General features: G+C 51.2%; 30 protein-coding genes. 16 read left to right on the forward strand and 14 right to left on the reverse strand.

Features of this window, described 5'->3' with window-relative positions:
- Window positions 1-46 precede the first annotated feature (46 nt).
- The 4 genes from O4H47_RS01720 to O4H47_RS01735 all read left to right on the forward strand — a co-directional run bounded on the left by O4H47_RS01720 (window position 47) and on the right by O4H47_RS01735 (window position 4,168).
- The gene (locus O4H47_RS01720; protein ID WP_269392203.1) at window positions 47-1,444 is read left to right on the forward strand and encodes a tyrosine phenol-lyase; all 1,398 of its coding nucleotides are present in this window, start codon (window positions 47-49) and stop codon (window positions 1,442-1,444) included.
- Between the two features lie 217 nt (window positions 1,445-1,661).
- Window positions 1,662-2,567: a 30S ribosomal protein S6--L-glutamate ligase gene (rimK, locus tag O4H47_RS01725; RefSeq protein ID WP_269392204.1), complete on the forward strand. Its 906-nt coding sequence runs from the start codon at window positions 1,662-1,664 to the stop codon at window positions 2,565-2,567.
- On the forward strand, window positions 2,567-3,619 hold the full coding sequence (locus O4H47_RS01730; RefSeq protein ID WP_269392205.1) for a succinylglutamate desuccinylase/aspartoacylase family protein: 1,053 nt from the start codon (window positions 2,567-2,569) through the stop codon (window positions 3,617-3,619). The genes rimK and O4H47_RS01730 overlap by 1 nt, the downstream gene beginning before the upstream one ends.
- A gap of 138 nt (window positions 3,620-3,757) precedes the next feature.
- Window positions 3,758-4,168, forward strand: coding sequence for a hypothetical protein (locus O4H47_RS01735; protein ID WP_269392206.1), 411 nt, complete (start codon window positions 3,758-3,760; stop codon window positions 4,166-4,168).
- Window positions 4,169-4,262: 94 nt separating this feature from the next.
- Here O4H47_RS01735 and fghA read toward each other — a convergent pair whose 3' ends face one another.
- Together fghA and O4H47_RS01745 are read right to left on the reverse strand one after the other, a co-directional pair.
- On the reverse strand, window positions 4,263-5,096 hold the full coding sequence (gene fghA, locus O4H47_RS01740) for an S-formylglutathione hydrolase (RefSeq protein ID WP_269392207.1): 834 nt from the start codon (window positions 5,094-5,096) through the stop codon (window positions 4,263-4,265).
- A gap of 9 nt (window positions 5,097-5,105) precedes the next feature.
- Complete coding sequence (locus O4H47_RS01745; RefSeq protein WP_269392208.1) at window positions 5,106-6,215, reverse strand: S-(hydroxymethyl)glutathione dehydrogenase/class III alcohol dehydrogenase; 1,110 nt, start codon at window positions 6,213-6,215, stop codon at window positions 5,106-5,108.
- Between the two features lie 125 nt (window positions 6,216-6,340).
- On the opposite strand from O4H47_RS01745, the gene O4H47_RS01750 reads away from it, so the two are divergent.
- The 3 genes from O4H47_RS01750 to O4H47_RS01760 all read left to right on the forward strand — a co-directional run bounded on the left by O4H47_RS01750 (window position 6,341) and on the right by O4H47_RS01760 (window position 8,588).
- On the forward strand, window positions 6,341-7,087 hold the full coding sequence (locus tag O4H47_RS01750) for a hypothetical protein (RefSeq protein WP_269392209.1): 747 nt from the start codon (window positions 6,341-6,343) through the stop codon (window positions 7,085-7,087).
- Window positions 7,087-8,100 carry an aldose epimerase family protein gene (locus O4H47_RS01755; RefSeq protein ID WP_269392210.1) on the forward strand — a complete coding sequence of 338 codons (1,014 nt, stop codon included), beginning with the start codon at window positions 7,087-7,089 and terminating at the stop codon, window positions 8,098-8,100. Before O4H47_RS01750 ends, O4H47_RS01755 begins: the two co-directional genes overlap by 1 nt.
- Before the next feature lie 149 nt (window positions 8,101-8,249).
- Complete coding sequence (locus O4H47_RS01760; RefSeq protein ID WP_269392211.1) at window positions 8,250-8,588, forward strand: DOPA 4,5-dioxygenase family protein; 339 nt, start codon at window positions 8,250-8,252, stop codon at window positions 8,586-8,588.
- 53 nt (window positions 8,589-8,641) lie between these two features.
- On the opposite strand, the gene O4H47_RS01765 is transcribed toward O4H47_RS01760, so the two are convergent.
- A complete protein-coding gene (locus O4H47_RS01765) occupies window positions 8,642-9,808 on the reverse strand; it encodes a M20 aminoacylase family protein (RefSeq protein ID WP_269392212.1) in 1,167 nt (388 codons plus the stop codon).
- A 290-nt stretch (window positions 9,809-10,098) separates the two neighbouring features.
- Between O4H47_RS01765 and O4H47_RS01770 the strand changes: the two genes are divergently transcribed.
- Window positions 10,099-10,680 (forward strand): ATP-dependent Clp protease proteolytic subunit, encoded by a 582-nt coding sequence (locus O4H47_RS01770; RefSeq protein ID WP_419719580.1) that lies wholly within the window; start codon window positions 10,099-10,101, stop codon window positions 10,678-10,680.
- A gap of 68 nt (window positions 10,681-10,748) precedes the next feature.
- Complete coding sequence (locus tag O4H47_RS01775) at window positions 10,749-11,030, forward strand: YciI family protein (RefSeq protein WP_269392214.1); 282 nt, start codon at window positions 10,749-10,751, stop codon at window positions 11,028-11,030.
- Window positions 11,031-11,033: 3 nt separating this feature from the next.
- Here O4H47_RS01775 and O4H47_RS01780 read toward each other — a convergent pair whose 3' ends face one another.
- Window positions 11,034-11,588 (reverse strand): helix-turn-helix domain-containing protein, encoded by a 555-nt coding sequence (locus tag O4H47_RS01780; RefSeq protein ID WP_269392215.1) that lies wholly within the window; start codon window positions 11,586-11,588, stop codon window positions 11,034-11,036.
- Between the two features lie 108 nt (window positions 11,589-11,696).
- On the opposite strand from O4H47_RS01780, the gene O4H47_RS01785 reads away from it, so the two are divergent.
- On the forward strand, window positions 11,697-12,407 hold the full coding sequence (locus tag O4H47_RS01785) for an AzlC family ABC transporter permease (RefSeq protein ID WP_269392216.1): 711 nt from the start codon (window positions 11,697-11,699) through the stop codon (window positions 12,405-12,407).
- Window positions 12,407-12,703, forward strand: a complete 297-nt coding sequence (locus O4H47_RS01790; RefSeq protein WP_269392217.1) for an AzlD family protein — start codon at window positions 12,407-12,409, stop codon at window positions 12,701-12,703. Before O4H47_RS01785 ends, O4H47_RS01790 begins: the two co-directional genes overlap by 1 nt.
- On the opposite strand, the gene O4H47_RS01795 is transcribed toward O4H47_RS01790, so the two are convergent.
- From O4H47_RS01795 to O4H47_RS01805, 3 genes are all read right to left on the reverse strand, one after another.
- A complete protein-coding gene (locus O4H47_RS01795) occupies window positions 12,700-13,509 on the reverse strand; it encodes an isocitrate lyase/PEP mutase family protein (protein ID WP_269392218.1) in 810 nt (269 codons plus the stop codon). The two genes, O4H47_RS01790 and O4H47_RS01795, sit on opposite strands and share 4 nt — an antisense overlap.
- Before the next feature lie 87 nt (window positions 13,510-13,596).
- Entirely contained in the window at window positions 13,597-13,896 is a 300-nt protein-coding gene (locus tag O4H47_RS01800) for a DUF2218 domain-containing protein (protein ID WP_269392219.1), read from the reverse strand.
- Window positions 13,897-14,128: 232 nt separating this feature from the next.
- Window positions 14,129-14,320 carry a hypothetical protein gene (locus O4H47_RS01805; protein ID WP_269392220.1) on the reverse strand — a complete coding sequence of 64 codons (192 nt, stop codon included), beginning with the start codon at window positions 14,318-14,320 and terminating at the stop codon, window positions 14,129-14,131.
- A gap of 210 nt (window positions 14,321-14,530) precedes the next feature.
- On the opposite strand from O4H47_RS01805, the gene O4H47_RS01810 reads away from it, so the two are divergent.
- Together O4H47_RS01810 and O4H47_RS01815 are read left to right on the forward strand one after the other, a co-directional pair.
- Window positions 14,531-15,847 (forward strand): lipopolysaccharide biosynthesis protein, encoded by a 1,317-nt coding sequence (locus O4H47_RS01810; protein ID WP_269392221.1) that lies wholly within the window; start codon window positions 14,531-14,533, stop codon window positions 15,845-15,847.
- A gap of 19 nt (window positions 15,848-15,866) precedes the next feature.
- Complete coding sequence (locus O4H47_RS01815; protein ID WP_269392222.1) at window positions 15,867-16,517, forward strand: NUDIX hydrolase; 651 nt, start codon at window positions 15,867-15,869, stop codon at window positions 16,515-16,517.
- On the opposite strand, the gene O4H47_RS01820 is transcribed toward O4H47_RS01815, so the two are convergent.
- Window positions 16,514-17,185 (reverse strand): NnrU family protein, encoded by a 672-nt coding sequence (locus O4H47_RS01820; RefSeq protein ID WP_269392223.1) that lies wholly within the window; start codon window positions 17,183-17,185, stop codon window positions 16,514-16,516. The genes O4H47_RS01815 and O4H47_RS01820 overlap by 4 nt on opposite strands.
- A 117-nt stretch (window positions 17,186-17,302) precedes the next feature.
- Between O4H47_RS01820 and rirA the strand changes: the two genes are divergently transcribed.
- The 3 genes from rirA (at window position 17,303) to O4H47_RS01835 (ending at window position 18,566) form a co-directional block, all read left to right on the forward strand.
- Window positions 17,303-17,776 carry an iron-responsive transcriptional regulator RirA gene (gene rirA / locus O4H47_RS01825; protein ID WP_269392224.1) on the forward strand — a complete coding sequence of 158 codons (474 nt, stop codon included), beginning with the start codon at window positions 17,303-17,305 and terminating at the stop codon, window positions 17,774-17,776.
- 77 nt (window positions 17,777-17,853) lie between these two features.
- On the forward strand, window positions 17,854-18,201 hold the full coding sequence (locus tag O4H47_RS01830; RefSeq protein WP_269392225.1) for a DUF6404 family protein: 348 nt from the start codon (window positions 17,854-17,856) through the stop codon (window positions 18,199-18,201).
- Window positions 18,202-18,203: 2 nt separating this feature from the next.
- A complete protein-coding gene (locus tag O4H47_RS01835) occupies window positions 18,204-18,566 on the forward strand; it encodes a DUF6404 family protein (protein ID WP_269392226.1) in 363 nt (120 codons plus the stop codon).
- Between the two features lie 139 nt (window positions 18,567-18,705).
- On the opposite strand, the gene O4H47_RS01840 is transcribed toward O4H47_RS01835, so the two are convergent.
- The 6 genes from O4H47_RS01840 to O4H47_RS01865 are packed head-to-tail and all read right to left on the reverse strand — an operon-like array spanning window position 18,706 to window position 25,623.
- Window positions 18,706-19,740, reverse strand: coding sequence for a trans-3-hydroxy-L-proline dehydratase (locus O4H47_RS01840; RefSeq protein WP_269392227.1), 1,035 nt, complete (start codon window positions 19,738-19,740; stop codon window positions 18,706-18,708).
- Complete coding sequence (locus O4H47_RS01845; protein ID WP_269392228.1) at window positions 19,740-20,849, reverse strand: cis-3-hydroxy-L-proline dehydratase; 1,110 nt, start codon at window positions 20,847-20,849, stop codon at window positions 19,740-19,742. The genes O4H47_RS01840 and O4H47_RS01845 overlap by 1 nt, the downstream gene beginning before the upstream one ends.
- A 25-nt stretch (window positions 20,850-20,874) precedes the next feature.
- Window positions 20,875-21,876: a 4-hydroxyproline epimerase gene (locus O4H47_RS01850; RefSeq protein WP_269392229.1), complete on the reverse strand. Its 1,002-nt coding sequence runs from the start codon at window positions 21,874-21,876 to the stop codon at window positions 20,875-20,877.
- Between the two features lie 8 nt (window positions 21,877-21,884).
- The gene (locus tag O4H47_RS01855; RefSeq protein ID WP_269392230.1) at window positions 21,885-23,129 is read right to left on the reverse strand and encodes an NAD(P)/FAD-dependent oxidoreductase; all 1,245 of its coding nucleotides are present in this window, start codon (window positions 23,127-23,129) and stop codon (window positions 21,885-21,887) included.
- Between the two features lie 59 nt (window positions 23,130-23,188).
- Entirely contained in the window at window positions 23,189-24,619 is a 1,431-nt protein-coding gene (locus tag O4H47_RS01860; RefSeq protein ID WP_269392231.1) for an aldehyde dehydrogenase family protein, read from the reverse strand.
- A 44-nt stretch (window positions 24,620-24,663) separates the two neighbouring features.
- Window positions 24,664-25,623, reverse strand: a complete 960-nt coding sequence (locus tag O4H47_RS01865) for a dihydrodipicolinate synthase family protein (RefSeq protein ID WP_269392232.1) — start codon at window positions 25,621-25,623, stop codon at window positions 24,664-24,666.
- Window positions 25,624-25,702: the final 79 nt, after the last annotated feature.

Consider the following 25,702-nt stretch of genomic DNA (forward strand, 5'->3'; position numbering starts at 1 on the left):
AAAACACCCACGGGCTCAATGTAACAATTGATACGTGGAGATACACATGACACATCACTCATCAACCAACGAAGTTTGGGCTGAGCCGTTTAAGATCAAAATGGTGGAGCTTTTGAAGGTCACCACCAAGGAAGACCGCGAAAAGGCAATCGTTGAAGCGGGTTACAATACGTTTTTGCTGAAGTCGGAAGATGTTTACATCGATTTGCTGACCGATAGTGGCGTTGGTGCCATGTCTGACCGCCAGTGGGCGGGCATGATGATGGGCGACGAGGCTTATGCGGGCAGCGCCAATTTTTATCATCTGGAAGCGACGGTACAAAAATACTATTCGTACAAGTATGTGGTGCCGACGCACCAAGGGCGCGGCGCGGAAAACATCTTATCGCAAATATTGATCAAGCCGGGTGATTATGTGCCGGGCAATATGTATTTCACCACCACGCGGTTGCACCAAGAATTGGCGGGCGGAAAATTTGTCGATGTGATTATTGATGAAGCGCACGACCCTGCGTCCACGCATCCGTTTAAGGGCAATGTGGACATCGCAAAATTGGACAAATTGGTGGCCGAAGTTGGTGCTGACAATATCCCTTATGTGTGCGTTGCCACAGCGGTGAACATGGCAGGCGGGCAGCCGATTTCCATCGCCAATATGAAAGCGTTGCGCGCATGGTGTGACAATCATGACATTATGGTTGTGCATGATATGACCCGCGTTGCCGAAAACGCGTATTTCATCCAGCAACGCGAAGACGGATATCGCGAAAAATCAATTGCTGAGATCGTGCATGAAATCTGCTCGCTGACCGATGCGGCCACTATGTCTTCAAAGAAAGACGCGATGGTGAACATTGGCGGTTTCTTGGCGATGAACAGCGAGAAGTTCTATGAAGAAGCCTGCAACTTGGTTGTTGTGTACGAAGGTTTGCACACATATGGCGGCATGGCGGGCCGCGACATGGAAGCGTTGGCCATCGGTATCACAGAGAGCTTGCAAGATGCGCATATGCGGGCCCGTGTGGGCCAGGTTGAATATTTGGGCAATCGCTTGATTGACCGCGGTGTGCCGATTGTTAAACCGATTGGCGGGCACGCTGTGTTTCTCGATGCGCGGGCCATTCTGCCGCACATTCCGCAAGATCAATATCCAGCGCAGGCCTTGGCCGCCGCGCTTTATGTGGACGCTGGAGTGCGGGTGATGGAACGTGGTGCGGTTTCTGCTGGGCGAAACAAAGAAACAGGCAAAGAGTTTATGCCAAAGCTTGAACTCGTTCGCCTCACCCTGCCCCGCCGCGTATACACCCAAGCGCATATGGATGTGGTTGTTGAAAGCGTGGGCCGGGTGATGGAAAATGCGGCCAATATCAAAGGGCTGAAGTTCAATTATGAGCCTGAGTATTTGCGGTTCTTCCGTGGCAAATTTGAACAGGTTTCTGCTTAGAATTGATACCTTGTGGTCGCCAAAACTGGCGGCCACAACCACCCTTGCATTTTTAGCATATCTGAGGGTCCAAAACCGGACCCTATTTGCCTAAATTTTTTCTTGCACTCTTGCACAAACAGCCTAAAGAGCGTTCCATTGAACTTGTGAAGTTTAATCATGAGCCGGGACGCATTTTTGTTGGCGCGCTCACATTTCACCACATGAGGAGACTGAAATGAAGATTGCTATGTTGGCAAGAAACCCGAACCTATATTCGCACAAACGATTAAAGGAAGCGGCAGAAGAGCGCGGCCACGAATTTCACATCATCAACACTTTGCGTTGCTATATGAACATAGCCTCACGGCGGCCTGAAATCTATTACAACGGCGAAAAGCTGAAGGGCTACGACGCAGTTATTCCACGTATTGGTACGTCGATTACGTTCTATGGTCTGGCCGTTTTGCGCCAATTCGAGATGATGGGTGTTTACCCGCTGAACGAGAGTGTAGGCATTGGCCGTTCACGCGACAAATTGCGCTCCATGCAATTGCTTGCCCGTGATGGTGTTGGCTTGCCCAACACAACCTTTGCGCATGATCCAAAACAAACCGAAGAAGTGATCAAACTGGCTGGCGGTGCGCCGCTGGTCATCAAGTTGCTTGAAGGTACGCAAGGCGTGGGTGTGATGCTGGTTGATACCGACAAATCTGCGCAAAGCGTTATCGAAGCGTTCCGTGGGGCTGAGGTGAACATTTTGGTGCAACAATTCGTCAAAGAAGCAGGCGGATCTGATATCCGGGCCTTTGTGATTGGCGGAAAAGTGGTTGCAGCAATGCTGCGCACCGGTGCTGAAGGCGATTTCCGGTCCAACTTGCACCGTGGTGGCTCGGCAAAACAAATCAAAATCACGCCTGAAGAACGCGCAACAGCGGTTAGAGCTGCGAAATCCATGGGCCTCAATGTATGTGGCGTGGATATGCTGCGCTCATCTTCTGGGCCAGTTGTGATGGAAGTCAACTCATCACCAGGTCTTGAAGGCATTGAAAATGCAACAGGCATTGATCTTGCTGGCAAGACAATTGAGTTCTTAGAAAACCACGCGAAACCAAATAGAACACGCACCAAAGGTAAAGGCTAATGCCAAAACGTGAACCCTTTAAACTTGGGACATTTGAAGTGGAGGCAGGGACACGCAAAACCGTGGACCTGCCGGTCAGTGTTCTATCCGACCATACGCCCGTTACACTCAGCGTGCATGTGGTGCATGGTCGCCTGCCCGGACCAACTGTTTTCGTTTCAGCGGCAGTGCACGGCGACGAAGTGATTGGGGTGGAAATTGTACGGCGCTTGCTGAACAGCAAAAAGCTGAGCGGTCTGCGCGGCACATTGCTCGCCATCCCGATTGTCAATTCGTTCGGCTTTATGAACCATTCGCGGTATTTGCCCGATAGACGAGACTTAAACCGCTCGTTTCCGGGCAGTCCACAAGGCTCACTTGCCGCGCGGCTTGCACATATTTTTCTTGAAGAGATCATCAAGAAATCTGACTTTGGGATCGACTTGCACTCGGCAGCTGTAAACCGGGCAAACCTGCCCCAAGCGCGCGTTTCGCATAAGTCGGAAAAAGCAAAAGAACTGGCGCAGGCATTTGGTGCACCGGTTACGCTTTTGTCTCCGCTGCGTGAAGGTTCGATGCGTCAGATTGCCGACAGTCTTGAAACACCGATGGTGCTTTATGAAGCTGGCGAGGGCTTACGGTTTGACGAACATGCCGCCAAAATGGGCGTAACCGGCATTTTGCGGGTGATGAGCCATTTGGGTATGCTCAGTGCAAAATCAGTCAAGCAGCCACGCGTAAAGCCGCTTTTGTCGTCGTCGAGCTATTGGGAGCGCGCGCCAGCCGGTGGGGTCATGCGCACGTTCAAAGGCAATGGCGAAATCGTGCAAGAAGGCACAGTTTTGGGCATTATTTCGGACCCGTTTGGGGAAAAAGAGGTGGAACTCAAAGCCGCCTATCCTGGCTTAATCATTGGGCGCACCAACCTGCCCGTGGTCAACGAAGGTGATGGGCTGTTCCACATTGCCAAGATCAAACGTTCAGATGAATCCGCTGAAGCAGCGCTTGGTCACTTGCAAACGCAAGTGGAAGTTGAAGCCGAAGCGATGTTCGACGAAGACGAAATCATTTAAAAAATTGGGCGGCTTTTGCCGCCCTTTTCTATTTCAGGTGCTCGGCATGTCGGCTGCGACAAAATAACATACGGGAGAGTATGTTATTTTCTTTAGATTTTACCTAACATCGGCAGGTACTTATCCAAAGGAAACAAAATGCTACTTTTCATTAGGACCGCAAACAAATGGCTCCTTTCTGCTGCCATCTTGTCATTCGCCGCGACAGCACTTCATCTAATTGTTGGCACACCAGAGCTAATGCAGCCGATCTACACATCAAACACGCCAGCTGTTTCAAAAGCGACCGCCCAGGTTATGTGGAACGGTATTGCGCTTCTGTGCGTCGTCAGCGGAGGTGTGTTGCTCTACGCGTCAATTAAGCCAAAGATCGCAGTCGAAATTTCGGCTGCTGTCATCCTCATCTTTGTTGGCATGACTGCCCTGTTTGTCCTAACGGGGCTTTCGCAGTTTGGTGAGATTTCTAGTCTTCCTCAATGGCAGTTCTTTGGTCTACTACCACTTCTGACGATCATTGGCCTAGTGCGAAACAGGGCGCGTGGTGCATAGACACCAAATCCAAAAAATATTGGAAAGCCCGAGCTAAGCTCTTACGTTTAAACCACACTAGTCTGGCTTCAAGGGCGGCTTTTGCCGCCCTTTTCTATTTCAGGTGCTCGGCATGCCACGCGATATGGTGATGCATAAACGTGGACACAAATGGGTAATAGTGGTCGTACCCTTCTTGAATACGCATGGTCAGGTCAATTTCAGTCCCCTTAACCGCTTCAACCAGCGCCTGCGGGCGACAGCCCTCTTCCATCCATTGATCCACATCGCCTTGATCAACCAAAATGGGTGAAAATCGATTACCGTCAGCAATCAAATCACACGCATCATACTGGCGCCAAACTGATTGATCGGAGCCAAGATATTTCTCAAAAGACGGTTTTGACCAACTGGCTTTGGAAGGGCGACAAATCGGAGCGAAAGCCGAGCAGCTCTTAAACCGATCTGGATTTTTCAGCGCAATGGTCAACGCCCCATGTCCGCCCATCGAATGGCCGAAAATGGATTGACGCGACATGTCGGCGTTAAAGTTCTCTCCAATCAGTTTTGGCAGTTCGTCCACCAAATAGGTGTACATATTGTAGTTCTTGTCGAATGGCTCCTCAGTCGCATCCAAATAGAACCCCGCTGCCTTGCCAAACTGCCAATTGTCAGGCTCGTCTGGCACATCTTCGCCGCGTGGCGACGTGTCTGGGCACACAATAATAACGCCCTTTTGGGCCGCCATTTGTCGATATTCGCCTTTGTCCATCACGTTGGAATGGTCACACGTGAGGCCTGACAAATACCAGAGCACCGGGCACGGCTTTTCAGCCGCTTGAGGCGGAACGAACACGGCAAATGTCATCTCACATTGGCAGGCGTCAGAGGCGTGTGTGTAGACGCCCTGCGTGCCGCCGTGCGAGCGGGTTTCAGAAACAATTTGCATATTGGTTCCTTAAAACTTCACAACGCCGCGAATGCTTTCGCCTTTGCGCATCAGGTCAAAGCCATCATTGATTTTGTCCAAACCCATCGTGTGGGTAATCATTGGATCAATCTCGATTTTGCCGTCCATGTACCAATCAACAATTTTGGGCACATCTGTGCGCCCCTTGGCACCACCAAATGCAGTGCCGCGCCAATTGCGTCCGGTCACCAGCTGGAACGGACGGGTTGAGATTTCTTGTCCCGCGCCCGCAACACCAATAATGATCGATGTGCCCCAACCTTTGTGACAACACTCCAGCGCTTGGCGCATCACATTGACGTTGCCAATACACTCAAACGAATAGTCCGCGCCGCCTTTGGTCAAATCGACGATGTATGGCACCAGGTCGCCTTCAACCTCGTTTGGATTGACAAAATGGGTCATGCCGAACCGTTCGCCCCATGATTTGCGGGCTGGGTTCAAGTCCACACCAACGATCATATTGGCCCCTGCAAGGCGGGCGCCTTGGATGACGTTAAGGCCGATACCGCCAAGACCAAATACGACAACATTGTCACCAGGTTGAACTTTTGCGGTGTTAATCACCGCACCAATGCCGGTTGTCACACCGCAACCGATATAGCAAATGCTTTCAAATGGTGCGTCTTCTCGCACCTTTGCCAATGCAATTTCGGGCACGACTGTGTGGTTCGCAAAAGTCGAGGTACCCATGTAGTGAAAGGCTGGCTCGCCCTTGATCGAGAACCGCGAGGTACCGTCGGGCATTAGGCCTTGGCCCTGGGTGGTGCGGATTTTTTGGCAAAGGTTGGTTTTGCCCGACGTGCAATAATCGCACTCGCGGCATTCGGGTGTGTAGAGCGGAATGACGTGGTCACCCTTCTTAAGGGTTGTTACGCCCGGCCCTACGTCAACCACAACACCAGCGCCTTCATGGCCCAGAATGGCCGGAAAAATCCCTTCAGGGTCCGCGCCGGACAGAGTGAATTCGTCTGTATGGCAAATGCCCGTAGCGCGAATTTCAACAAGAACCTCGCCCTCTTTTGGGCCTTCCAAGTCAACTTCGACAACTTCAAGCGGTTTTCCCGCTTCAAATGCAACTGCGGCTTTCGTTTTCATTATGACTTCTCCAAAAAAGCTTTTGTGCGCATGGACACCAGAATCTGATAATTGAGCTTATGCTAGCAACCCAACAATGACACCCACAATCATGTTTTTGTGTTTTTTAGGTTTAGGACAATAGGATGAGCGAGGCGATGCGCACGAACATTGAACGATTGCTCGCTTCGTATAAATCCGGCGCACTTGGCGGTGCGCATATGCCCGAAGATGTCCACCCACCACCGCCACGCGACAGCGCTGCATTGCTGCACTATCTTACGCTTGGCATGTGCCTAAATTATCAACGCAATGCTTATGCGTTTTGGCTCGCTTGCACAAAGACATACGCTGACGAGGAAACCGATTGGGTGTTTGATCCGCAAAAGGTTGTCGATAGGACCGTGGAACAGTTGCGATCCGCCCTGCTCAAACACAAAGTCGCTTTGCAGCCCAACAAACATATCGAGAATTGGCAACGCGTTTCTGGCGGCATTGTTGCGCATGGTGAAGGTGAGGTGCGGTGTATTTTGGCTAAGAATGGCTTTGATATTGAAAACATTCGCGCCTTTATCCAGTCGAACAAACGCGATTTTCCTTATCTGGCGGGGAATAAAATCTGCAATTATTGGCTTTATGTGTTGACCCAATATACCGACCTGCCCTTGACCAACCGCGCCGCGCTTTCTGTTGCGCCGGACACGCATGTTATTCAAGCCAGTTTGAAGCTTGGGCTTATATCACCTGCAGAATCCAAACGCTCAGATGTTGCTGAACTGGTTGCCCAACGATGGCAAGACGTATTGAGCGGTACTGACCTTGTGCCCATTGATGTGCACACGCCATTATGGCTTTGGAGCCGTGGTGGTTTTGCGGACTTGGGGGACGCTTGATGAGTGCAACAGTGACAAGACTTGGCGAGATCGACGGCAAGCCATTTGACCGGATTGTGCTGAAAACCGCGCAAGCTGAAGTTGCGATTCTTTCGCTTGGGGGGATCACCCAAAGCTGGGTCATTCCTACACCAAATGGCCCACTTGATGTGGTCTTGGGCTATGATGATCCGTTCGATTATATTGACAACCCTGACTATTTGGGCACCACCGTAGGTCGCGTTGCAAACCGAATTTCTGGCGCTCAGTTTGAGCTGGACGGTGAAATTTACCCGCTAAGCCAAAACGGGCCAGGCATGACACTGCATGGCGGTACCAATGGACTTTCGAAACGCAATTGGACTGTTGTGGATGTCGGTGAAACATATGTAGAGCTGACGTACACTTCTGCACATATGGAAGAAGGCTTTCCTGGCAATGTTGAGTTTACAATGCTCATAACGCTTGAGGACGCCCGGTTAAACTACCACATAGGCGCGACAGTTGACCGACCAACACCGATAAATTTTGCACAGCACAATTACTACAACTTGCTCGGTGGCGGTCCAATTTGGGATCATCAGATGCAGATCAGTGCGACCCACTATGCGCCGTTGGGCGACGACTTGCTGCCAACTGGCGAGATCGCTTCAATTGCGGGTACACCATTTGATTATCGCACCTTGCGGTCTTTTGCCGATTTGGACCCTGACCGCCTTGGCATGGACATGGCATATGTGCTGCCCGCGGACCGAGATTTGGACGACCCGGTTGCGCAAGTGAAGGCACCAAATGGCGTTACGCTGCGACTTTGGACTGATCAGCCGTGTTTACAGACCTATAATGGCAACAATCAAACGGTCCAGACCAGTGGCGCATCGGGTCGACCATTTGGTCGCTGTTCAGCCATTTGCATAGAGCCACAAAGGCATTCAAACGCGGTCAACACGCCCGCCTTCCCAAGCATTATCGTGACGCCTGAGATGCCTTATGCCTATCGAACGGCGATCGAGATCCAGTCCACAAGTGCATGATCCGTATATAGTTTTGATTGTTGCTTTATGAAATAATGTAATCGTATACAATAACCAATGGTGGTAAGCTTCCTGTATTTTAAGAAAATGCTTCCATAATTTATTAACATGCAAATCATACTGTACGTATAATTGCTTAGAGGATTGCGATGCATAACACAGATATAATTCAGGATTATCACGCCCACATCTACTTTGGCAGCGTAACGGCTGGGCTGGCCAAGGAACTATGCGAAAATGCCGTAGAGCAATTTGGCGTCAAAATGGGTCGCATGCACGAAAAACCTGTTGGACCGCACCCAATGTGGTCTTGCCAACTCACCGCAACAACGGATCAATTTGCTGAACTGCTTCCCTGGCTGGCGCTTAACCGAAACAGTCTAATCATTTTCGCCCATCCGCAGACGGGAAATGATTTGATCGATCACCGCGATCGTGGAATTTGGTTGGGCGCGGGCTTGGAACTAGATTTCAGCGTTTTTGACTAAAAAAGCCCCGGCAAAGCCGGGGCTCATTTTTGATTGAAACGGCTGGTGCCTTGCTATGCAGGCATGCCTTTTTCGACCAGTTTGACCATATAAGAACATCCCGTTGGGATAATTTCGTCATTAAAATCATAGTCGGGGTGATGAACGCCTGCGGTATCGCCCTGCCCCAAGAAAATATAAGCGCCTGGACGCTCGTTGAGCATGAACGAAAAGTCTTCGGCGCCCATCACTGGGTCGGTGTCGTCCACAACACGGTCTTCGCCCGCAATTTCCTTGGCGACTTCAACTGCGAATTTCGTACGTTCAGCATCGTTGATGGTGACAGGGTACTCGCGGTTATATTGCAGTGAAATCTCAGCGCCGTGCATTTCGCCGATTGATTTGCAGATCTGTTTGAGCCGCTCTTCGGCCAGGTCGCGCACATCTTCGTCCAATGTGCGTATCGTGCCCGAAAGCTTGGCCGCGTGTGGGATCACATTGTCCGTATCGCCTGCATGGAAGGTGGTAACCGAAACAACGATTGATTGAAGCGGATTGGTGTTGCGCGAAGCGATCTTTTGGAAAGCCTGCACCAAATCGGTGCCAACGATAATCGGGTCAATGCCCGCGTGCGGCCGTGCGGCGTGTGCGCCTTTGCCCACGATATCAATATAGAATGTATCGGCTGCAGCCATCAATGGCCCAGGGCGAATGGCAAAATTGCCGACAGCCCGCCCCGGTGCATTGTGAAGGCCATAGACTTCATGAATGCCAAAACGGTCCATCAAACCGTCTTTCACCATTTCATTGCCGCCGCCGCCACCTTCTTCTGCCGGTTGGAAAATCACAATCGCTGTACCATCAAAATTGCGCGTTTCAGCCAAATATTTGGCAGCGCCCAGCAACATTGTGGTGTGGCCATCGTGGCCGCAAGCATGCATTACGCCCGGATTGGTTGATTTATACTCATGTGGCTGCGCCTCAACAATTGGCAGGGCATCCATATCAGCGCGCAAACCAATCACCCGACCCGATATGTTGGTTTTTCCTTTGATCACACCTACAACGCCAGTTCGGCCAATGCCTGTGACCACCTCGTCAAGGCCAAACTCTTTGAGCTTTTCAGCCACCAGAGCGGACGTGCGGTGCTCTTGAAACCCCAACTCAGGATGCGCGTGAATATCGCGCCGGATTTGAGTGAGTTCTTCATGGAATTCAGAAATTCGATTGATAACTGGCATAATTGTCCCCTTGGAAATTGCAATTGGTGCAACCAATTTTTACATATACGAGCATGGCAATTTGTTAATTGCAATTGCAAAATTGGCATCATCTTATGCGTGATCACGCAATGTTGGCTTGAAGCCAGCCCCATCAACGCCTAGATGGGAAGAAGTGCGATTTACGATAAGTTTAGGCGAATCATAAACTGTCCGATAGAAATCGCATCGCGTTTGATTTACAAAGAAGCAAATCACGCACACCTCACGCCCTTTGAAGGGGCCATAAGCTGAATAACAGGATGAACAATATGGCTGACGAAAAAGACAAAGCTAAGGACGAGCAAGACAGCGCATCGGTAGAAAAGCTGCTCTTTAAAAGCCGTACTGTGCTGATTACGGGTGAAATTAACGACAAGCTTGCACGCGAAGCCTCTGCGCGCCTCTTGGCTTTGGCCGAAGACAATGATGATCCCATCAACGTCTATATTTCATCACCAGGTGGCCATGTTGAAAGTGGCGACATGGTGCATGACATTATCAAGTTTATCAAACCAACTGTGCGCACCATTGGCTCTGGCTGGGTCGCAAGCGCGGGCGCTTTGATCTTCATTGGTGCACAAAAACAAAACCGTCTTTGCTTGCCCAACACACGCTTCTTGATGCATCAGCCATCTGGCGGTGTTGGTGGCCAAGTGTCGGATATTCAAATTCAGGCAGATCAAATCAAATTGATGCGTCGACGTTTTGAAGAATTGTTCGCACTCGCCACAGGCAAAACACCTGAGCAAATCGAAAAAGACACAAAACGTGATTTCTGGTTGAACACAGACGAAGCTTTGGCTTACGGCTTGCTGGGCAAAGTCATCACCAGCGCTGACGAACTGAAGTAGTTTTGAGCAGCATCTATTGATTTTGAAACGCGCCCTTGTGGCGCGTTTTTTGTTTCGGAGGAAATGAGATGAATAACTTTGTTGTCGATCTGGAATATTTGGTGCCACTTGAGCAAATTGAGCCGTACATGGATGGGCACATGGACTATATTGTTCGTGGACGTGATCTGGGCTTGTTCGTGTCTTGGGGGCCAAAGGTGCCGCGCACGGGCGGTGTGATTATTGCACAGTCAGAAACCCGCGCGGAACTTGAAGCCTTTTGCAACACCGATCCATTTGTTGTGGAAGGCGTTTCCAAAATGGCCATCACAGAATTTGTGGCGCGCCGGCCCATTACCCATAAACAATAGCATTTAGTCGCTGGCGCGGCTCTGCATAACCAAAATGAATGTCACGCGGTCGGTTTTCGCTCGGTACATATGCGCCTCATCCGCGGGATAGCGGAAATAGTCGCCCGCTTTAAGCGTTTCTGGTTTATCAGATGGCCCAACAATGAGCTCCCCATCCACAACAATAACATGCTCGACAGTGCCTTTGGGATGCGGCACCGCTTTGCGGGCCTCCCCTTTAGACAGGTGCACACGATATAAGTCGCGGTGTGCGTTTGGCGGACAACTGGCCAGCAGAGCTGCGGTCAGATCTGTCATAGTGCTATCGATCAACTCCCCCTCATCCACTCGAATAAGCGTTATATCTGGGGCCGCCACTTCAAACAGATAACTAAACGGCACGTCCAACGCATATGCAATTGCCCAAAGCGTTTCGATGTTCGGGTTCCCCTGCCCACTCTCGAGCTGCGACAGCGTGGATTTTGACAAATTCGCCTTTTTAGCGAGCGCGGACAGGCTTAACCCCGCTTTTTCTCGCTCTCGACACACAGCTTTCGCAATAAGCGCGTTTGGGGTCACACTAATCTCCACAAGAATGAACAACGTTCGGTTTGACGAACAGGCAATTTGTCCATTATAACGAACATTGTTCGATGAGGTAAAGTTGATTTACACTAGCGAGGTCACATGACTGCATCAAAAGTTGGAGCTGCTGGGAAGTCAGATTGGCTGCAAGGCTTCACAGACGCACTGCCAATTCTGATCGCCATTATTCCATTTGGCGCTTTGTTTGGTGCGGTTGCTGTAAAGTCGGGCCTTGATATTCCAACTGCCGTGTTTGCTTCCGCTAGTATCTACGCGGGGGCTAGTCAGTTTGTTATGCTCGATTTGCTCGGACAACAAGTGCCGGTCTGGTCGATCATTCTGGCCGTGTTCGCCGTGAATTTCCGTCACGTGCTTTATTCTGCGTCGTTGAGCCAGCATTTGGAGCGCTTTAGCCCTATGCAAAAAGCACTCAGTTTCTTCTTTCTGGTCGATCCCCAGTTTGCCACAGGCGAAGCGCGGGCGGAAAAAGACAAACTGACGCCAGCTTACTATTTTGGGTATGCCGCACCTCTTTACTCTACTTGGATTTTTGTGAGCTGGATGGGCGCGCTGTTCGGCGGTCTAATTGAAGACCCTGCGGTCTACGGCATCGATTTTATTCTGCCGCTTTATTTCATGGGCCTTGTTATGGGCTTTCGCCAGCGCCGGTTTTTTTGGCCTATTTTGGGTGTCAGCGCAACTGTCTCAATGATCGCCTATTTCACGTTGGGCAACCCTTGGCATATCGCAGCGGGTGGTATTGCGGGCATGTTGCTTGGCGCTGCCATGAGCAAACCACCGGAGGCAGAATAATGTCCAACACCGTATGGATTATTCTTGCATGCGCTGCAGTCACTTACCTGACAAGATGCGGCGGACATTTGATCATCTCGCAATTTGGCGAAATCCACCATCGGCTACGCGCTGCCCTTGCAGCCGTACCAACGGCGGTGTTGACGGCGCTGGTCGCGCCATCATTTCTGACCCATGGACTCGCTGAAGGATTGGCCATCAGCGCTGCTGCGTTGATCGCATTGCGTTTCTCTATCATCATCAGCACGTTTGCCAGTCTGATCATACTTGTTGGCTTGCGTACAATAATTGGCTAGCGCTTGATTAGCTTTTCAATTTGATCGCCCGAAATCGAGTTGCCGAGCAAAGACAAGTCGCCATCGCCAAACATGGCAGTCGCTGCGTCAAATATCGCGCGGTGCGTAATCCGCGCCAGGCTTGACCCTAGACTAATACGGGCGACGCCCACGTTTGCAAATTCAGCAACAGTGTTTTGGGTAAATGGTCCGGCGCAAATGGCGTTGATCGGGCCCTCAACTTCACGACAAATCCGGGCAACATCGTCTATTGTGCCCGGCATAGGCGCGAACAACACGTCGGCACCCGCTTTTTGGAAAGCTTGTAAACGTCGGATGGCCTCGTCCAAATCATATTTGGCGTGCATCACGCCGTCCGCACGTGCGGTCAGCACAAAGTCATAGGGCAAAGCCCGCGCCGCTTCAGCCGCGGCTTCAATCCGCTCCACTGCCCGCTCAAACGCATAGGGTTCAGTTGTGGGCAGGTCCATGTCTTCGATCCCACAGCCTGCAATGCCAATTGTGTCAGACGCTTTGATGGTCTTGACCACATCGTCAAGCGTTGGACCGAAACCGTTTTCAAAGTCGCCGTTCAGTGGCACGTTGACCGCTCTATTCAATTCATCGGCATGGGCAAGTGCATCGTCACGAGAGATTTCGCCCAAATCTCCAACACCTTGCACAAATGCCAAGGCGGCAGAAGATGTAGCAACCGCTTTCGCACCCAGGCTTTCCATCATGCGCGCAGACCCAATGTCCCAAGCATTTGCAAGAATAAAGGGATCACCGGATTGGTGCAGTTTTCTGAAATCTGATGGCTGTGACATGATGCTCTCCGCGGCACTAGAATGTATGTTTAGGTCAGTATTATTGACTTAAATAATATCAGAGTGCAAGTTCGACGCAGTCGGCAATCAGGCGTTGAAGGAAAAGTCTTCCCAATCAAGGCTTTCTAGCTCTTCACGAAAAGCAAACCGCACAAGGTGGTTTTCGGTCACTTTTTTGGTGCGATCCAATGCTTCTTGATCTAGGGCATCGATTAGCATGTTCAAACCTTGATGGTCGGCGTTCAGGTTGACAGTGCCAAACTCGAATTTGATGTAGCCCTTATCGCCTTCATATGCCGCGTCGATCTTATGCGCGAAGTGCTTGACCAATTGGCCCAAATAGCGCTCGCCTTTTTCTGTTTTAAATATTGCAGTTGATCGTTTCATATCGGATTTCTCGCTTTATGAGTTGAGATTGACGCTTATGCGGCAGTGCCGAAGATGCGGGGAAAACCCCTCATCTCCGGCTCCACATTGCTGACCAAAGGTCGCAGCGTCAGCAAATCGTTCGTGCATCAAGCACGTCCACATTAAAGTGGATTTTCATAATCCAATTAATTCTTAACCGCAGAATTTCAAACAAGCAACAATAAAATCAATAGTTTAGAACGTTTCTAAACTATTGATCATTTGGGATTTCTTTATAGAAGACAGACCGCTCATGGTGGGGAAGCGAAGGCAACTTCGGTACTCTGATCTTCGCGCTTTCGCGCCACGTCACAAAACAAACCAGTTTTGATGCGGTAATGGGCACGGTTGAAATATGCGGATGAGTTCGACCTAATTCATGGGTGCGCTTGGTTTCGACCATGGGACAATCCTATGCAATCAATCTAAAGAATAGCCCCTTCTAATAAACATGATATTTATAGTCAAGTTTAAACTCACCCGTGACGTCGCCTACCTTACGAATATTTAATGCGGTTAAGTATAGAGTTTGTTTGACCCGATCCGCTCAGCAAACTAGCGATATTGGGGGGAAACACGACGGTGTTTCGTTATTGCATTGTAGGAACCACCGATGAAGCTTCGGCAACAACTTGCGTCAAAGTCCGCGATTTTATTTGCGGTTCGCATTGCAGGCGCAGGCACCATATTTTTGGCACAAGCGGGCATCGCCCGCCTTTGGGGATCAGCGCAACTCGGTGAATACCTGATTGCAATTGCAACCATCAATCTGTTGGCCATTGTGTTGCCGTTGGGCATGCAAACAGTTGGCTCCTATTTCGCCGCAGAATATGCAGCAAAGGGTGATGGGCGTGGATTGCGTGCTTTCACAAAACTCGCCTACGGTCTCATCCTGTTCCCCGGCATTGCTCTAGCTTATTTGGCGGGGCTCATTGCCCCACTTATTGGTGAAACCGGCACACACCTTGCAGATTTGTGGTTCCCGATCAGCCTGATGGCCATTGGCTCAGCGGTGTTTTTCGTCAACGCCGGCATTTTGGTTGGTTTAAAGCGCCCATTTGTTGGGTTCTTTGCCGACACAATTTTTCGACCAATCCTTGTCGTCTTGTCTCTTTTTCTTGCCTTTGCAATTGCTGCACCGGGAGAGAACATTGTCGTTCTATTGTGGGGACTAGCCCTCTCATATTGTGTTGTAATTTTTGCGCAGTCGATCATTACTGTACGTCAGCTATGTCGACTGCCAGTGGACGAAAATGCCCCTGCCCCTGATTGGCGTCGCTGGCTCTATTTTTCGTTACCCTGGATTATCATTACCCTTTCAACCGATTTCTTTTTTGACGCAGACCTGTTGATTTTGGCCAATTTGCTCAGCAAAGAACAAATCGCTGTGTTTGGCGTGTGCACAAGGATCTTCGTGCTCGCTTCCTACGGCATTACCGCTGTTTACGCTGTTACGATGCCCGGTATGCTTGAGGATGTCACCAAAAACGACATGGCCGGATTGGGCGAGAAAATTGGCGATGCCAATTTGCTGGCGACGGGTCTTGCTTTGGTCCTTACTCTCATCATCGCCATTGCAAGCCCGCTTGTTCTCAGCCTATTTGGCAAAGACTTTTCAGGTGGTTATTGGCCACTTGTGATCTTGTGCACAAGCCTTGTTGTGCGCTCAGCATTTGGTCCTGGCCCGCTTATTCTTTCCGCACGTAACCGACCCTATGCAAGTTTGCCTGCCGTTGGTGTGGGGTTGGGCACATTGCTTTTGGCCAACTTTATTTTGGTGCCCCTGTGGGGCCTTGTTGGCGCTGCTTTTGCCGCAATCCTTTCGTATTTGTGCGGCTCCATGATGGTTTGGCACACAACCAAGCGCATCACGGGATCAGACGTTTCTATTTGGCCCGCGCTCGCGCGCCTTGTTGCCAGCCGCGCCTAAGATGTTTTGAAGGTATACTATGCTTGATCACAATAATCGTCCTCAAAAATGGGAAGTCTTATCCAGTCAAACCCGGGTCAAAGATCAATGGATTGATGTGCGCACAGACAAGTGCCGCGCGGCAAACGGCGACATTTTGGACTATCATGTTTTGACCTATAATGATTGGGTGAACGTGGTGCCGTTTGAAGCTGAAACCTGCAAATTGATCATGGTGGACGAATATCGTCACGGCATTGGCGCGCCAGTGCTGGGCCTCGTTGGTGGCGCTGTTGACAAGGAAGACGGGTTGCAAGCGGAAGAAGCGGCGCGCGCGGCGGCCCTTCGCGAGATGCATGAAGAAACTGGCTTTAGCGCCAACAATGCGGTTTTGGCCCTCAAAAGCATGCCCAACCCTGCTTTACAAAACAATTGGGTTTATACTTATGTCGCCTTTGAAGCGACAGACACGGGCGTGCAAGCATTTGACGAAGGATTGGGCGAGTTTTGTCTTACAGTAAAACGCGAGTTTGTTGATGTTTTACGCGATATCTCAACCGGAAACCTACATATGCAAGCCATGCATGTGGCAGCGCTTTGGTCGGCGGCGCAACACATTCTAAAAGCAAATGATCTGCCACGCTCCGCCCACAAATTGCGCGACGACGTGCGCGCGTTTTTGCTCGGCTAGAAGTAGGCCAACGGGCTAACGCCAATGAAATGTTCATGACCGAACAAAAGCACAAAGAAAAACAGAATACCTGCCAATACTTCTAGCAAAAACTTGGGGCTCATAGCGCGCCCTAGGCGATGCGCAATTGGGCCATTGGCAACAGCGCGAAATTCTGCAACCTGCGGCGTGGCCAGCCGCGCTTCAGCCCGTTTTTGGGCAATTCGCATGCCCAAAGCACTAAACACCAACATGCCGCCAAACAAGATGACGCCGACCACATCTCCGTTGACCAATAAATGAGCGGCTGCCCAAAACAAAAATCCTAAGATGATGGGGTGACGCACCAGCGCAAGAACCCCTGGATGTTCAATGTCGGTTTCCCCACCACGAAATGATATGGATAGGCTGTTGGCGCGGGTTGCCCCGGTTGCAAACAGAATACAGGCGACAAACATCATCGCAATTGCAATGCCCACCGTTGCCTTGGTCGTTATCCAAAGCCCGATGTATGGCGCGTTGAGCGCGGCAACCACGAGCCAAGCCAATAGCCCAAGTGACATAAGCGAATAGACCGTTATATAGGCCTTGCGCCCAAAACGGTTTATGCCCCAATCACGCAACCCAGTGGCACGCGGCACCATATGCGCCCCAAGAAACGCGATCAGCGCCGCTGCAAAATTTAGCATATTCATCCCCTCAATAATCGCGCCAAGACTTTGTTCAAATGCAATCAAAAAGCAATGCGGCATTTCACCTTTTTAATAATGTGTTATAAAGGTGAGAATGGAAGTAGGGATTCATCGATGCGCCTGACAAAACAATCCAACTATGCGGTTCGTATTTTGATGTATTGCGCAAGCAATGAGGGCTTAAGCCGCATTGCAGATATTGCTGAATTTTACAAAATTTCAGAGACGTTTCTGTTCAAAATCTTGCAAGTCCTCAATCGTGGTGGATTTGTTGAAACGGTGCGCGGGCGCCATGGCGGTATCAAACTCAGCCGCCCTGCCTCAGAAATGAAACTAGGCGAAGTGGTGCGGTCTACTGAAGACAATTTTGCCCTTGCCGAGTGTTTTGAAGGCGGCGACGATATCAATTGTCCCCTCACCGGCACCTGCGGCCTCAACCACGCGCTACACCGCGCCTTGGTGGCGTTTTTGAACGTGTTGGATGAATATACAATCGAAGATCTGACCGACAACCGCCGCAACATCAATGTGCTTTTGCAACTCGAAATTGCCATGCGCGACACGCCGAAAAAAGTAGCTGACGCGTAGGGCTTGACGCACGCCCCTTACTCAGTTCATCTATCCGCATATTTTATGTGATTTTTGGCAGTGCGCAGTTTCCGCTTATGTGTTTTGAAGAAAAATACCAAAAAGCAATCAAAGAGCTCGAGGCTTCGGGCATCTGGAAATCATCTTATAATCCGCCGTTGACGCGCGCCTTAAATGCGCTTGGTTTCAAAGCTCGACCACCTCACTATGTCTCCCCTTTGAAACTGGCCGCAGTATTTGGTTTTAGTTTCGGAATGATATGGGGCATTTTCATGTGGGTCGCCTTGTGGCGCTTCATGAATCTTACTCCACCTTTAGCTGTTTCGAGCAGCATATTCGCTGGTTTCCTCTTCGGGGCAATCATGAGCGCTTGGACGCGTTTTGTTGCCAAAAGAAAGAAGCTCTCACACTGGGATGATCTTTAGGCATGAGTAGTTTTGAGGAGAAGTATGATCGCGCAAACACCGAATGCTTTGAAAAAGGCGTCTGGATGTTTCGCGACGGAAAGCCAATTGAGTGGGATAGACCTATTTGGCGCTTTACCGCATATACGAAGATGAGACACCCGCTCTATCTCCCCTTTTTGACGAACTTTATAGCAATTTTTGCGTATATGGTTCCAACGGTGATACTTGTGAAACTCGCATTTGGTTGGGAGTTCGCAGAATTGGTGACGCCCGAAATCTATTGGGCAGCGGCCAAACAATCTCTCGCGTTTGCGCTACTCTTCGCGGGGTTCATATCTTGGGAGAAGCACCGCAAAAACCTTTCACGGTGGGAGGATTTGTAGTCTGCCATCCATTCCTCCCACAACCGTCATCCTCGCGAATGCGGGGATCCAAGCATGACGATCCAAAACAACAAGTGTTTAACTTTGCCCAAACGCTGCTTGGTTCCCAGGATCAAGCCCGAGGATGAACAGGGAGCAACTATGCGCCCTGCATCGGCCACGTATCGCTCAGTCGATAACCTTCAGGCCAAGGGTCGGAAGGGTCGAGCATGTGCTGGTGTGTGCCGGTGATCCAGGCGCGGCCATTGATACGGGGCAAGATCGCGTCGCGGTTGCCGCAGGTGGTGACTTCTGCAATATCGCAATTGAACTGAGACCCTGTAATTGAGGTGGCGATATATTTATCGCGCGCACCCATTTCGCCTCTTGCCAGCATCAGCGCCATGCGGGCGGAACAGCCGGTGCCAGTGGGTGATCGGTCGATTTTGCCCGGGCGGATGGCCACAGCGTTCGCGCCTGTTAGGGTGTCGCCTTTGCGAGCGATTGGCCCCATGAATTGGCAGAATGAAATGTGATCCCAATCCGCATTTTCGGGATGGGTGAAGCCAAACTGCTCGTTTGCGGCTGCGGTGATGCGCATGCCCAATTCGGCGATTGCGCGCGCGTTTTCGGGCTTAATCTCAACGCCCAGCGCCGCAGCGTCCACCATCACAAAACTATCGCCGCCATAGGCTGTGTCGACGATAATTTCGCCTAAACCTTCAACTTGCAAAGGCACTTGCAATTGATCGACAAAGCTTTTGACGTTGGTGACGGAGATGCTTTGGGCTTTGCCGTCTTTGCATTGGGCGACCACATTGATCAGTCCACCCGGCGCTTCCAGCGTGAGGTGCGTTTCAGGTTCGGTCATCGGCAAAATGCCGCTATCGAGCAATACCGTCGACACGCAGATTGAGTTGGACCCCGACATGGGCGGCGTGTCTGCCGGTTCCATGATGATGAAGCCCATTTGGGCTTTTGGGTTCTTTGGCGGCACCAACAGGTTCACGTGGCGGAACACGCCGCCGCGTGGTTCGTTGAGCATGAAATTACGCAATGTCTCATCTTGTTCGATGAATTTCCTTTGCTCCCACAAGGTATCGCCCGGTGGCGGTGCAACGCCTCCAACGATCACGTCGCCCACCTCGCCTTCGGCGTGGCAGGACACGACATGGATGGTTTTGCTTGTTCTCATTATACCAAACTCACCTCAAACTCAGGCTCACCGAGCACATCAAAATCTGGCTCAATGCCAAGACCCGGCGCATCGCTCGCAGACATGAAGCCATCAACTCGTTTTGGCGCACCTGCCGCAAAATCTACCGTACCATAGGAATTAAAGTCCGTCGCTGAGAAGGAAAAGGCCTCAGGGGTCGAAGCTGCCAGATGGGCGATGGTTGCGGTCACAATGTCACCTCCCCATGTGTCTTCAATGGTCATGGCCAGGCCAGCATTTACGCACATATCGCGCATCAGGCGGGCTTTGGTTAGGCCACCAACTTTTGAAATCTTGAGGTTGATCGCGTCCATTGCATCGTCGGCCAAGCCTTTGCGCAACATGGCGTCATCGGTGATGTTCTCGTCCATGATAAAGGGCCGTGCGGTGCGGCGGCGGATCGACAAGCACTCTTCGTAGGTCATGCAGGGCTGTTCAATATAGACATCGAGATGGGAAACCGCAGCAACAACTCGCGCTGCTTCGTGGCGGTTCCAGCCTGTGTTGGCGTCAGCCACCAACACTTCGCCATTGTCCAGCACTTCGCGTGTGGCGTGAATGCGAGCGATATCATCGTTCGCATCGCCGCCGACTTTGAGCTGAAACTTGGTGTAACCTTCTTTGCGATAGCCATCGATCTTTTTGGCCATCACGTCTGGATCTTCTTGGCTGATTGCCCGGTAAAGTGCAACTTTGTCTTGCTGTTTGCCACCTAGCAAAGTGTAAACGGGCAAGCCCGTCGCTTTGCCCAAGATGTCCCAGCAGGCAATATCGATTGGCGCTTTGGCGTAAGGGTGGCCGCGCAGTCCCTCGTCCATGGCTTTGTTGACCACATTCAAATCACGCGGATCAAGCCCGATCACGTGCTGCGCGAGTTCTTGCAAACCGGTGCGAACGCCCAAGGCATAGCTTGGCAAATAGGCAGAGCCCAGCGGGCAACATTCTGCATAGCCTGTAATGCCCTCATCTGTTTCAAGCGCAAGCACTGTTGAATCAAAGACTTCGATGAAATTGCCGTTGGACCAATTGTAACGGCCCTCACGTAAAGGAAGGTCGATTTGATAGACTCGTAGCGCTGTGATTTTCATGATGTTTCCTCCCGAGGGAAAGTCATTAAGGCAGAATAAAGCCGTGTTTAAAGGGGTCGCGATCATCTACATAAATTGTATTGTCGCCTGTTTTGCGTGCCCAGCCACCAATGGATGGGATAATCGCATCACGGTCGCCAACTTTTGTCGCCGCTTCGACACGGCCACGGAAAAGCGATCCAATAATGCTTTCGTGGATGAAATCTTCGCCCACTTTTAAATCCCCCATCGCCGCCCAATGGGCCATGCGCGCGGAGGTGCCTGTGCCACAAGGCGAGCGGTCAATTGCTTTGTCGCCGTAAAATACTGCGTTGCGGGCAGACGCTTCTGGGTCACGCGCAGCGCCGGTCCACAAAATATGGCTCAGGCCATTGATTGCGGGGTGTTCTGGGTGTTGAAACTCATACTTTTGATTCAATGCTGCGCGCAGCTTTGGCGACCAACGGATCAAATCGAGTGAGGATAGGCCTTCGATATCATTGAAGTTTTCTTGCGGTTCCACAATCGCATAAAAGTTACCGCCATAGGCCACATCAACTTTTATCGTGCCCAGGTCTGGCACATCAGCGGTCATGCCCGTTGCGTAGAGGAAGCTCGCCACATTGGTAATGCGCACTTCTTCGACAAATCCATCTACCATGGTGTATTCAGCTTTGATGCGCCCCGCAGGTGCGTCTAGATAAAGCACACCCGGCTCTTTTGGTGTCACCAAACCTTCTTCGATCGCCATGGTCACCGTGCCGATGGTGCCGTGCCCACACATGGGCAAGCAACCCGATGTTTCGATGAACAGAATGGCAATGTCGCAATCATCACGCGTGGACGGATAAAGGATAGATCCGGACATAACGTCATGGCCACGTGGCTCAAACATGAGCGCAGTGCGCACCCAATCATATTCGGCCAAAAAGTGCGCGCGCTTTTCAAGCATGTTCGCGCCTTTTAGCTCAGGCCCACCTTCTGCCACCAACCGCACAGGGTTGCCACAGGTATGTCCATCAATGCACTTAAATGTATGTTTCGCCATGTTGGTTCCTAAAAGCGAGACGGGTTGAACGGGGTCATATTTATCGTTGGGGTGCGCCCTGCCACCAGATCAGCAACAAGCTTTGCGGTGGCCAAACTCTGGGTCAGACCCAAGTGGCCGTGACCAAATGCATAAGTGATTTTGGTGCTGGCGGATGCATGGCCGATGGCGGGCAACGTGTCGGGCAGTGAGGGGCGAAAGCCCATCCATTGGGTGCCGCCGGTGGTGCTCAAATCGGGCAAAAACTTCTTGGCTTTTTGCAGCATTATTTCTGAGCGCTTGTAGTTTGGTTCCGCTTCCAAGCCAGCAAATTCCACCGCACCGCCCACACGAATACCGGTGGAAAGCGGAGTCATAACAAAGCCGTGGCTGCCAAACATCAATTGCCGCTTGAGGTCGAACGAATCCACTGGCAGCGTGGTGTTGTAACCGCGCTCGGTCTCTAATGGAATCTTATCGCCCAGCTTTTCGGTCAATCGATGTGACCAAGCACCAGCTGCGATGATGAGATTGTTGCCTTTGAGTTTTTGGCCATCAGCCAGCGTTATTTCGCCAGCGGAATTGGTGTCTACAACTTCGCCTTCAATCAATTCTCCCCCATCAGAGCGCACCATATCCCAAACAGACATGGCCCAGAGATAGGGATCATTTACCGTCTGCCAACTGGGCAAAAAGGTGGCGCTTTTGATATGCGGCGAAAGGCCGGGTTGCAGCTCAGCCAGTTCGTCGCCTTTTACGTGGCGAAATGGAATGCCATGCTCTTGTCGGGTTCTGTCGTTTTCAGCGTTGGCCTTTGCGTCCGCCTCAGTCTCATAAAGATGCAGCGCGCCATCGGAGCGGATTTGATTGCCCATTTTAGGCATTTGCGAAATCTTTGCAATTTCAGCTCGGGCCAGGTTCATCATCTCAGCTTGTGCTTCAACGGAACGGGCATATTGGTCCGGCCAGCTGGCGCGGAAAAACTTGAGCAGAAATGGTGTTATTTTTGGCAAATAGGAAGTGCGAATACTGAGCGGGCCAAGCGGGTCTATCAACCATTTAGGTGCTTTAAGCAACATGCCCGGCGACGCCAACGGCAGGAGGTCGGTCACCGCAAATGCGGCGGCATTGCCATAGCTTGCTTCTTGAGCAATGCCTTTGCGGTCAACCAGCGTGACCTTGCGGCCTTCATTTTGCAAATAGTGCGCGATCGAAAGACCGATGATCCCGGCCCCGACAATAATCACATCATGTAGCGCATCAGCTTTGGACATAGGATCACCTGATCAAAAGGGAGGACACCCGGCGGCAAACCGCCGGGCGCAACTGTTGGTTATGGCAGGGTGTAAGCGGTTTTAACGGTGGTGTAGAATTCCGCTGCATAGGTGCCCTGCTCGCGTGAGCCAAAGCTTGAACCTTTGGTGCCACCAAATGGCACGTGATAGTCCACGCCCGCTGTTGGCAAGTTCACCATCACCATGCCCGCTTGCGCGTTGGCTTTGAAGTGGCTCGCATGCTTAAGCGATGTGGTGCAAATACCAGACGACAAACCAAATTCAGTGTCGTTCGCAACGGCCAAAGCCTCATCATAATCCTTCACGCGGATTACGCTGGCGACTGGCCCAAACACTTCTTCTTGGTTGATGCGCATGCCGTTTGTGGTTTCTGTGACCAAAGCCGGCGCCATAAAGAAGCCTTCTGTGTCGCGGTTCAAACGTTGACCACCGACAACTTTGCCACCCTCTTTCGCTGCAATGTCCACATAATCCAAATCTTGCTGAAGCTGGCTTGCGTCAACCACTGGACCGATGTGGGTGTCGCTGCGCAAAGCATGACCCACATTAAGGCCAGCCAAACGTTCTTCAACTGCAGCAACAAATTTGTCGTGAATACCTTCGGTTACAACCAAGCGAGAAGATGCCGTGCAGCGTTGGCCAGTTGAGAAGAAGGCGCCGTTTACGCTCACTTCAACCGCATTGTTCAAATCGGCATCGTCGAGCACAACCATTGGGTTTTTGCCGCCCATTTCAAGCTGCACTTTTTTCAAAAGCTTGCCGCATTCGGCAGCAATGCCGCGACCTGTTGGCACAGAACCGGTGAAGCTGATGGCGTTAACTTTGTTTGATCCAACAAGTTGCGGACCCACTTTTGAACCGCGACCAAACACAAGATTGAACACGCCTTCTGGCAAGCCAGAACGCGAAATAATATCAGCCAATGCGTGGGCACAGCCTGGCACCAATTCAGCAGGTTTCAAAACAACCGCATTGCCAAAAGCCAAGGCAGGTGCAATTTTCCATGCAGGAATAGCAATTGGGAAATTCCACGGCGTAATGAGGCCAACTACACCAACTGGTGAGCGCGTTACATCAACTTCAACACCTGGACGCACGGACGCCAAACGATCGCCGGTTTGACGAATTGTTTCGCCTGCGAAGAATTTGAAAATCTGACCAGCACGGGCGGCTTCGCCAATGCCTTCAGGCAAGGTTTTGCCTTCTTCGCGTGACAATAGCTCGCCTAGTTCGGCTTTGCGTGCCAAGATTTCGTTGGCGATAAAGTCCAAAACATCAAAGCGCTGTTGCGGCGTTGAAGCGGCCCACTGCACGGCGGCTGTGTGGGCTGCGTCAATTGCGCGGTCCATGTCAGCGGCTTCTGAAACGGCCGCATGGCCAAGAATGTCTGAGGTGTCTGATGGGTTGATATTGGGCGTCGACGCGGAGGTCTCTTCCCACGCGCCACCGATAAAGCTTTTATATTCCATTGAGTTACTCAACTTTCTGGGCAAATTGATTCTGATGGTTCAGCTTAAGCTGCAAGCGCTAAAACGTCAGCCTGTTGGCTCCAGCTTTTGTACCATGTTTGGAACAGGTCGAACTGCTGCTTGGCGTAACGGCGTTGGCTGTCAGTCAGTGCATCTGTTTCATTAAAGTGCAATTCATATTCAGCATCGCCCTGCAACACCATCAAATATTTGTAGTAAAGCACCAAATCTGCGCCCTCATCGAATGAAGAGAGAACTTGGAAAGCTGTGTCCAACTCAAGCGCACGAACGCGGGCAACCGCATCGCCTTTTGCGGCTTTTTCGCAAAGCGCAACAAGGTGCAAAGCTTCTTTTGGCAACGCGTTGCCAATTCCGGTGATTGATCCACCAGCATCGCAGTTCACGTAGCCATGGAACACTTGTGTATCCACGCCAATCATTAAGTTGACGCTGTCGTCTTGGCTGGTGATGAATTCCGCCGCATAGCGCAGATCGTCAGCGCCGCCGAATTCTTTAAAGCCGATCAAGTTCGGGTGGTCTTTGCGCAGGTCAAAGAACAGGTCTGCGCGGGTGGCAAAGCCATAATATGGGCTGTTGTAGATCACAGCTGGCAAGTCAGGCGCTGCATTCAAGATCGCTGCGAAGTGATGACGTTGGGCTGCCATTGAGCTGCCGCGTGACAAGACGCGCGGGATAACCATCAGGCCATGTGCGCCAACTTTTTGCGCGTGAGCTGCGTGTTCGGCTGCGATTTTTGAGTTCACCGCGCCAGTGCCAACGATGGTTGGAATGCCTGCCGCCACGAGACGTGCAACGCCTTCCATGCGGTCAGCGTCAGTTAGCAAAGGCCAATCGCCCATTGAGCCACAATAAACAACAGCAGACATGCCCGCTTCGATAAGCTCTTTGCCTTTGCGCACCAGCGCATCAAAATCTACCGAGCGGTCTGCTTTGCAAGGGGTCATCAGTGCTGGAATGCAGCCAGAAAAGATATTCGCGTTCATTTCAATTTCCTTTGAAGATCAGTGCCGATTGCGCGCACCTATACGCGCGCCAACCGGATATTGGATATAATGTAAATCA

Origin of the sequence: Maritalea porphyrae (assembly GCF_027213965.1) — a bacterium.
GTDB lineage: Bacteria > Pseudomonadota > Alphaproteobacteria > Rhizobiales > Devosiaceae > Maritalea > Maritalea porphyrae_A.

Bases quoted from the DNA above. Each gene is read 5' to 3' on its own strand.
- O4H47_RS01840 (WP_269392227.1), bottom strand. From the start codon at position 19,740: ATGAGAACAAGCAAAACCATCCATGTCGTGTCCTGCCACGCCGAAGGC.
- O4H47_RS01820 (WP_269392223.1), bottom strand. From the start codon at position 17,185: ATGCTAAATTTTGCAGCGGCGCTGATCGCGTTTCTTGGGGCGCATATG.
- O4H47_RS01790 (WP_269392217.1), top strand. From the start codon at position 12,407: ATGTCCAACACCGTATGGATTATTCTTGCATGCGCTGCAGTCACTTAC.
- O4H47_RS01815 (WP_269392222.1), top strand. From the start codon at position 15,867: ATGCTTGATCACAATAATCGTCCTCAAAAATGGGAAGTCTTATCCAGT.
- O4H47_RS01845 (WP_269392228.1), bottom strand. From the start codon at position 20,849: ATGAAAATCACAGCGCTACGAGTCTATCAAATCGACCTTCCTTTACGT.
- O4H47_RS01810 (WP_269392221.1), top strand. From the start codon at position 14,531: ATGAAGCTTCGGCAACAACTTGCGTCAAAGTCCGCGATTTTATTTGCG.
- O4H47_RS01800 (WP_269392219.1), bottom strand. From the start codon at position 13,896: ATGAAACGATCAACTGCAATATTTAAAACAGAAAAAGGCGAGCGCTAT.
- O4H47_RS01860 (WP_269392231.1), bottom strand. From the start codon at position 24,619: ATGGAATATAAAAGCTTTATCGGTGGCGCGTGGGAAGAGACCTCCGCG.
- rirA (WP_269392224.1), top strand. From the start codon at position 17,303: ATGCGCCTGACAAAACAATCCAACTATGCGGTTCGTATTTTGATGTAT.
- O4H47_RS01760 (WP_269392211.1), top strand. From the start codon at position 8,250: ATGCATAACACAGATATAATTCAGGATTATCACGCCCACATCTACTTT.
- O4H47_RS01850 (WP_269392229.1), bottom strand. From the start codon at position 21,876: ATGGCGAAACATACATTTAAGTGCATTGATGGACATACCTGTGGCAAC.
- O4H47_RS01750 (WP_269392209.1), top strand. From the start codon at position 6,341: ATGAGCGAGGCGATGCGCACGAACATTGAACGATTGCTCGCTTCGTAT.
- rimK (WP_269392204.1), top strand. From the start codon at position 1,662: ATGAAGATTGCTATGTTGGCAAGAAACCCGAACCTATATTCGCACAAA.
- O4H47_RS01745 (WP_269392208.1), bottom strand. From the start codon at position 6,215: ATGAAAACGAAAGCCGCAGTTGCATTTGAAGCGGGAAAACCGCTTGAA.
- O4H47_RS01830 (WP_269392225.1), top strand. From the start codon at position 17,854: ATGTGTTTTGAAGAAAAATACCAAAAAGCAATCAAAGAGCTCGAGGCT.
- O4H47_RS01775 (WP_269392214.1), top strand. From the start codon at position 10,749: ATGAATAACTTTGTTGTCGATCTGGAATATTTGGTGCCACTTGAGCAA.
- O4H47_RS01865 (WP_269392232.1), bottom strand. From the start codon at position 25,623: ATGAACGCGAATATCTTTTCTGGCTGCATTCCAGCACTGATGACCCCT.
- O4H47_RS01835 (WP_269392226.1), top strand. From the start codon at position 18,204: ATGAGTAGTTTTGAGGAGAAGTATGATCGCGCAAACACCGAATGCTTT.
- O4H47_RS01735 (WP_269392206.1), top strand. From the start codon at position 3,758: ATGCTACTTTTCATTAGGACCGCAAACAAATGGCTCCTTTCTGCTGCC.
- O4H47_RS01795 (WP_269392218.1), bottom strand. From the start codon at position 13,509: ATGTCACAGCCATCAGATTTCAGAAAACTGCACCAATCCGGTGATCCC.
- O4H47_RS01855 (WP_269392230.1), bottom strand. From the start codon at position 23,129: ATGTCCAAAGCTGATGCGCTACATGATGTGATTATTGTCGGGGCCGGG.
- fghA (WP_269392207.1), bottom strand. From the start codon at position 5,096: ATGCAAATTGTTTCTGAAACCCGCTCGCACGGCGGCACGCAGGGCGTC.
- O4H47_RS01755 (WP_269392210.1), top strand. From the start codon at position 7,087: ATGAGTGCAACAGTGACAAGACTTGGCGAGATCGACGGCAAGCCATTT.
- O4H47_RS01785 (WP_269392216.1), top strand. From the start codon at position 11,697: ATGACTGCATCAAAAGTTGGAGCTGCTGGGAAGTCAGATTGGCTGCAA.
- O4H47_RS01770 (WP_419719580.1), top strand. From the start codon at position 10,099: ATGGCTGACGAAAAAGACAAAGCTAAGGACGAGCAAGACAGCGCATCG.
- O4H47_RS01720 (WP_269392203.1), top strand. From the start codon at position 47: ATGACACATCACTCATCAACCAACGAAGTTTGGGCTGAGCCGTTTAAG.
- O4H47_RS01805 (WP_269392220.1), bottom strand. From the start codon at position 14,320: ATGGTCGAAACCAAGCGCACCCATGAATTAGGTCGAACTCATCCGCAT.
- O4H47_RS01730 (WP_269392205.1), top strand. From the start codon at position 2,567: ATGCCAAAACGTGAACCCTTTAAACTTGGGACATTTGAAGTGGAGGCA.
- O4H47_RS01765 (WP_269392212.1), bottom strand. From the start codon at position 9,808: ATGCCAGTTATCAATCGAATTTCTGAATTCCATGAAGAACTCACTCAA.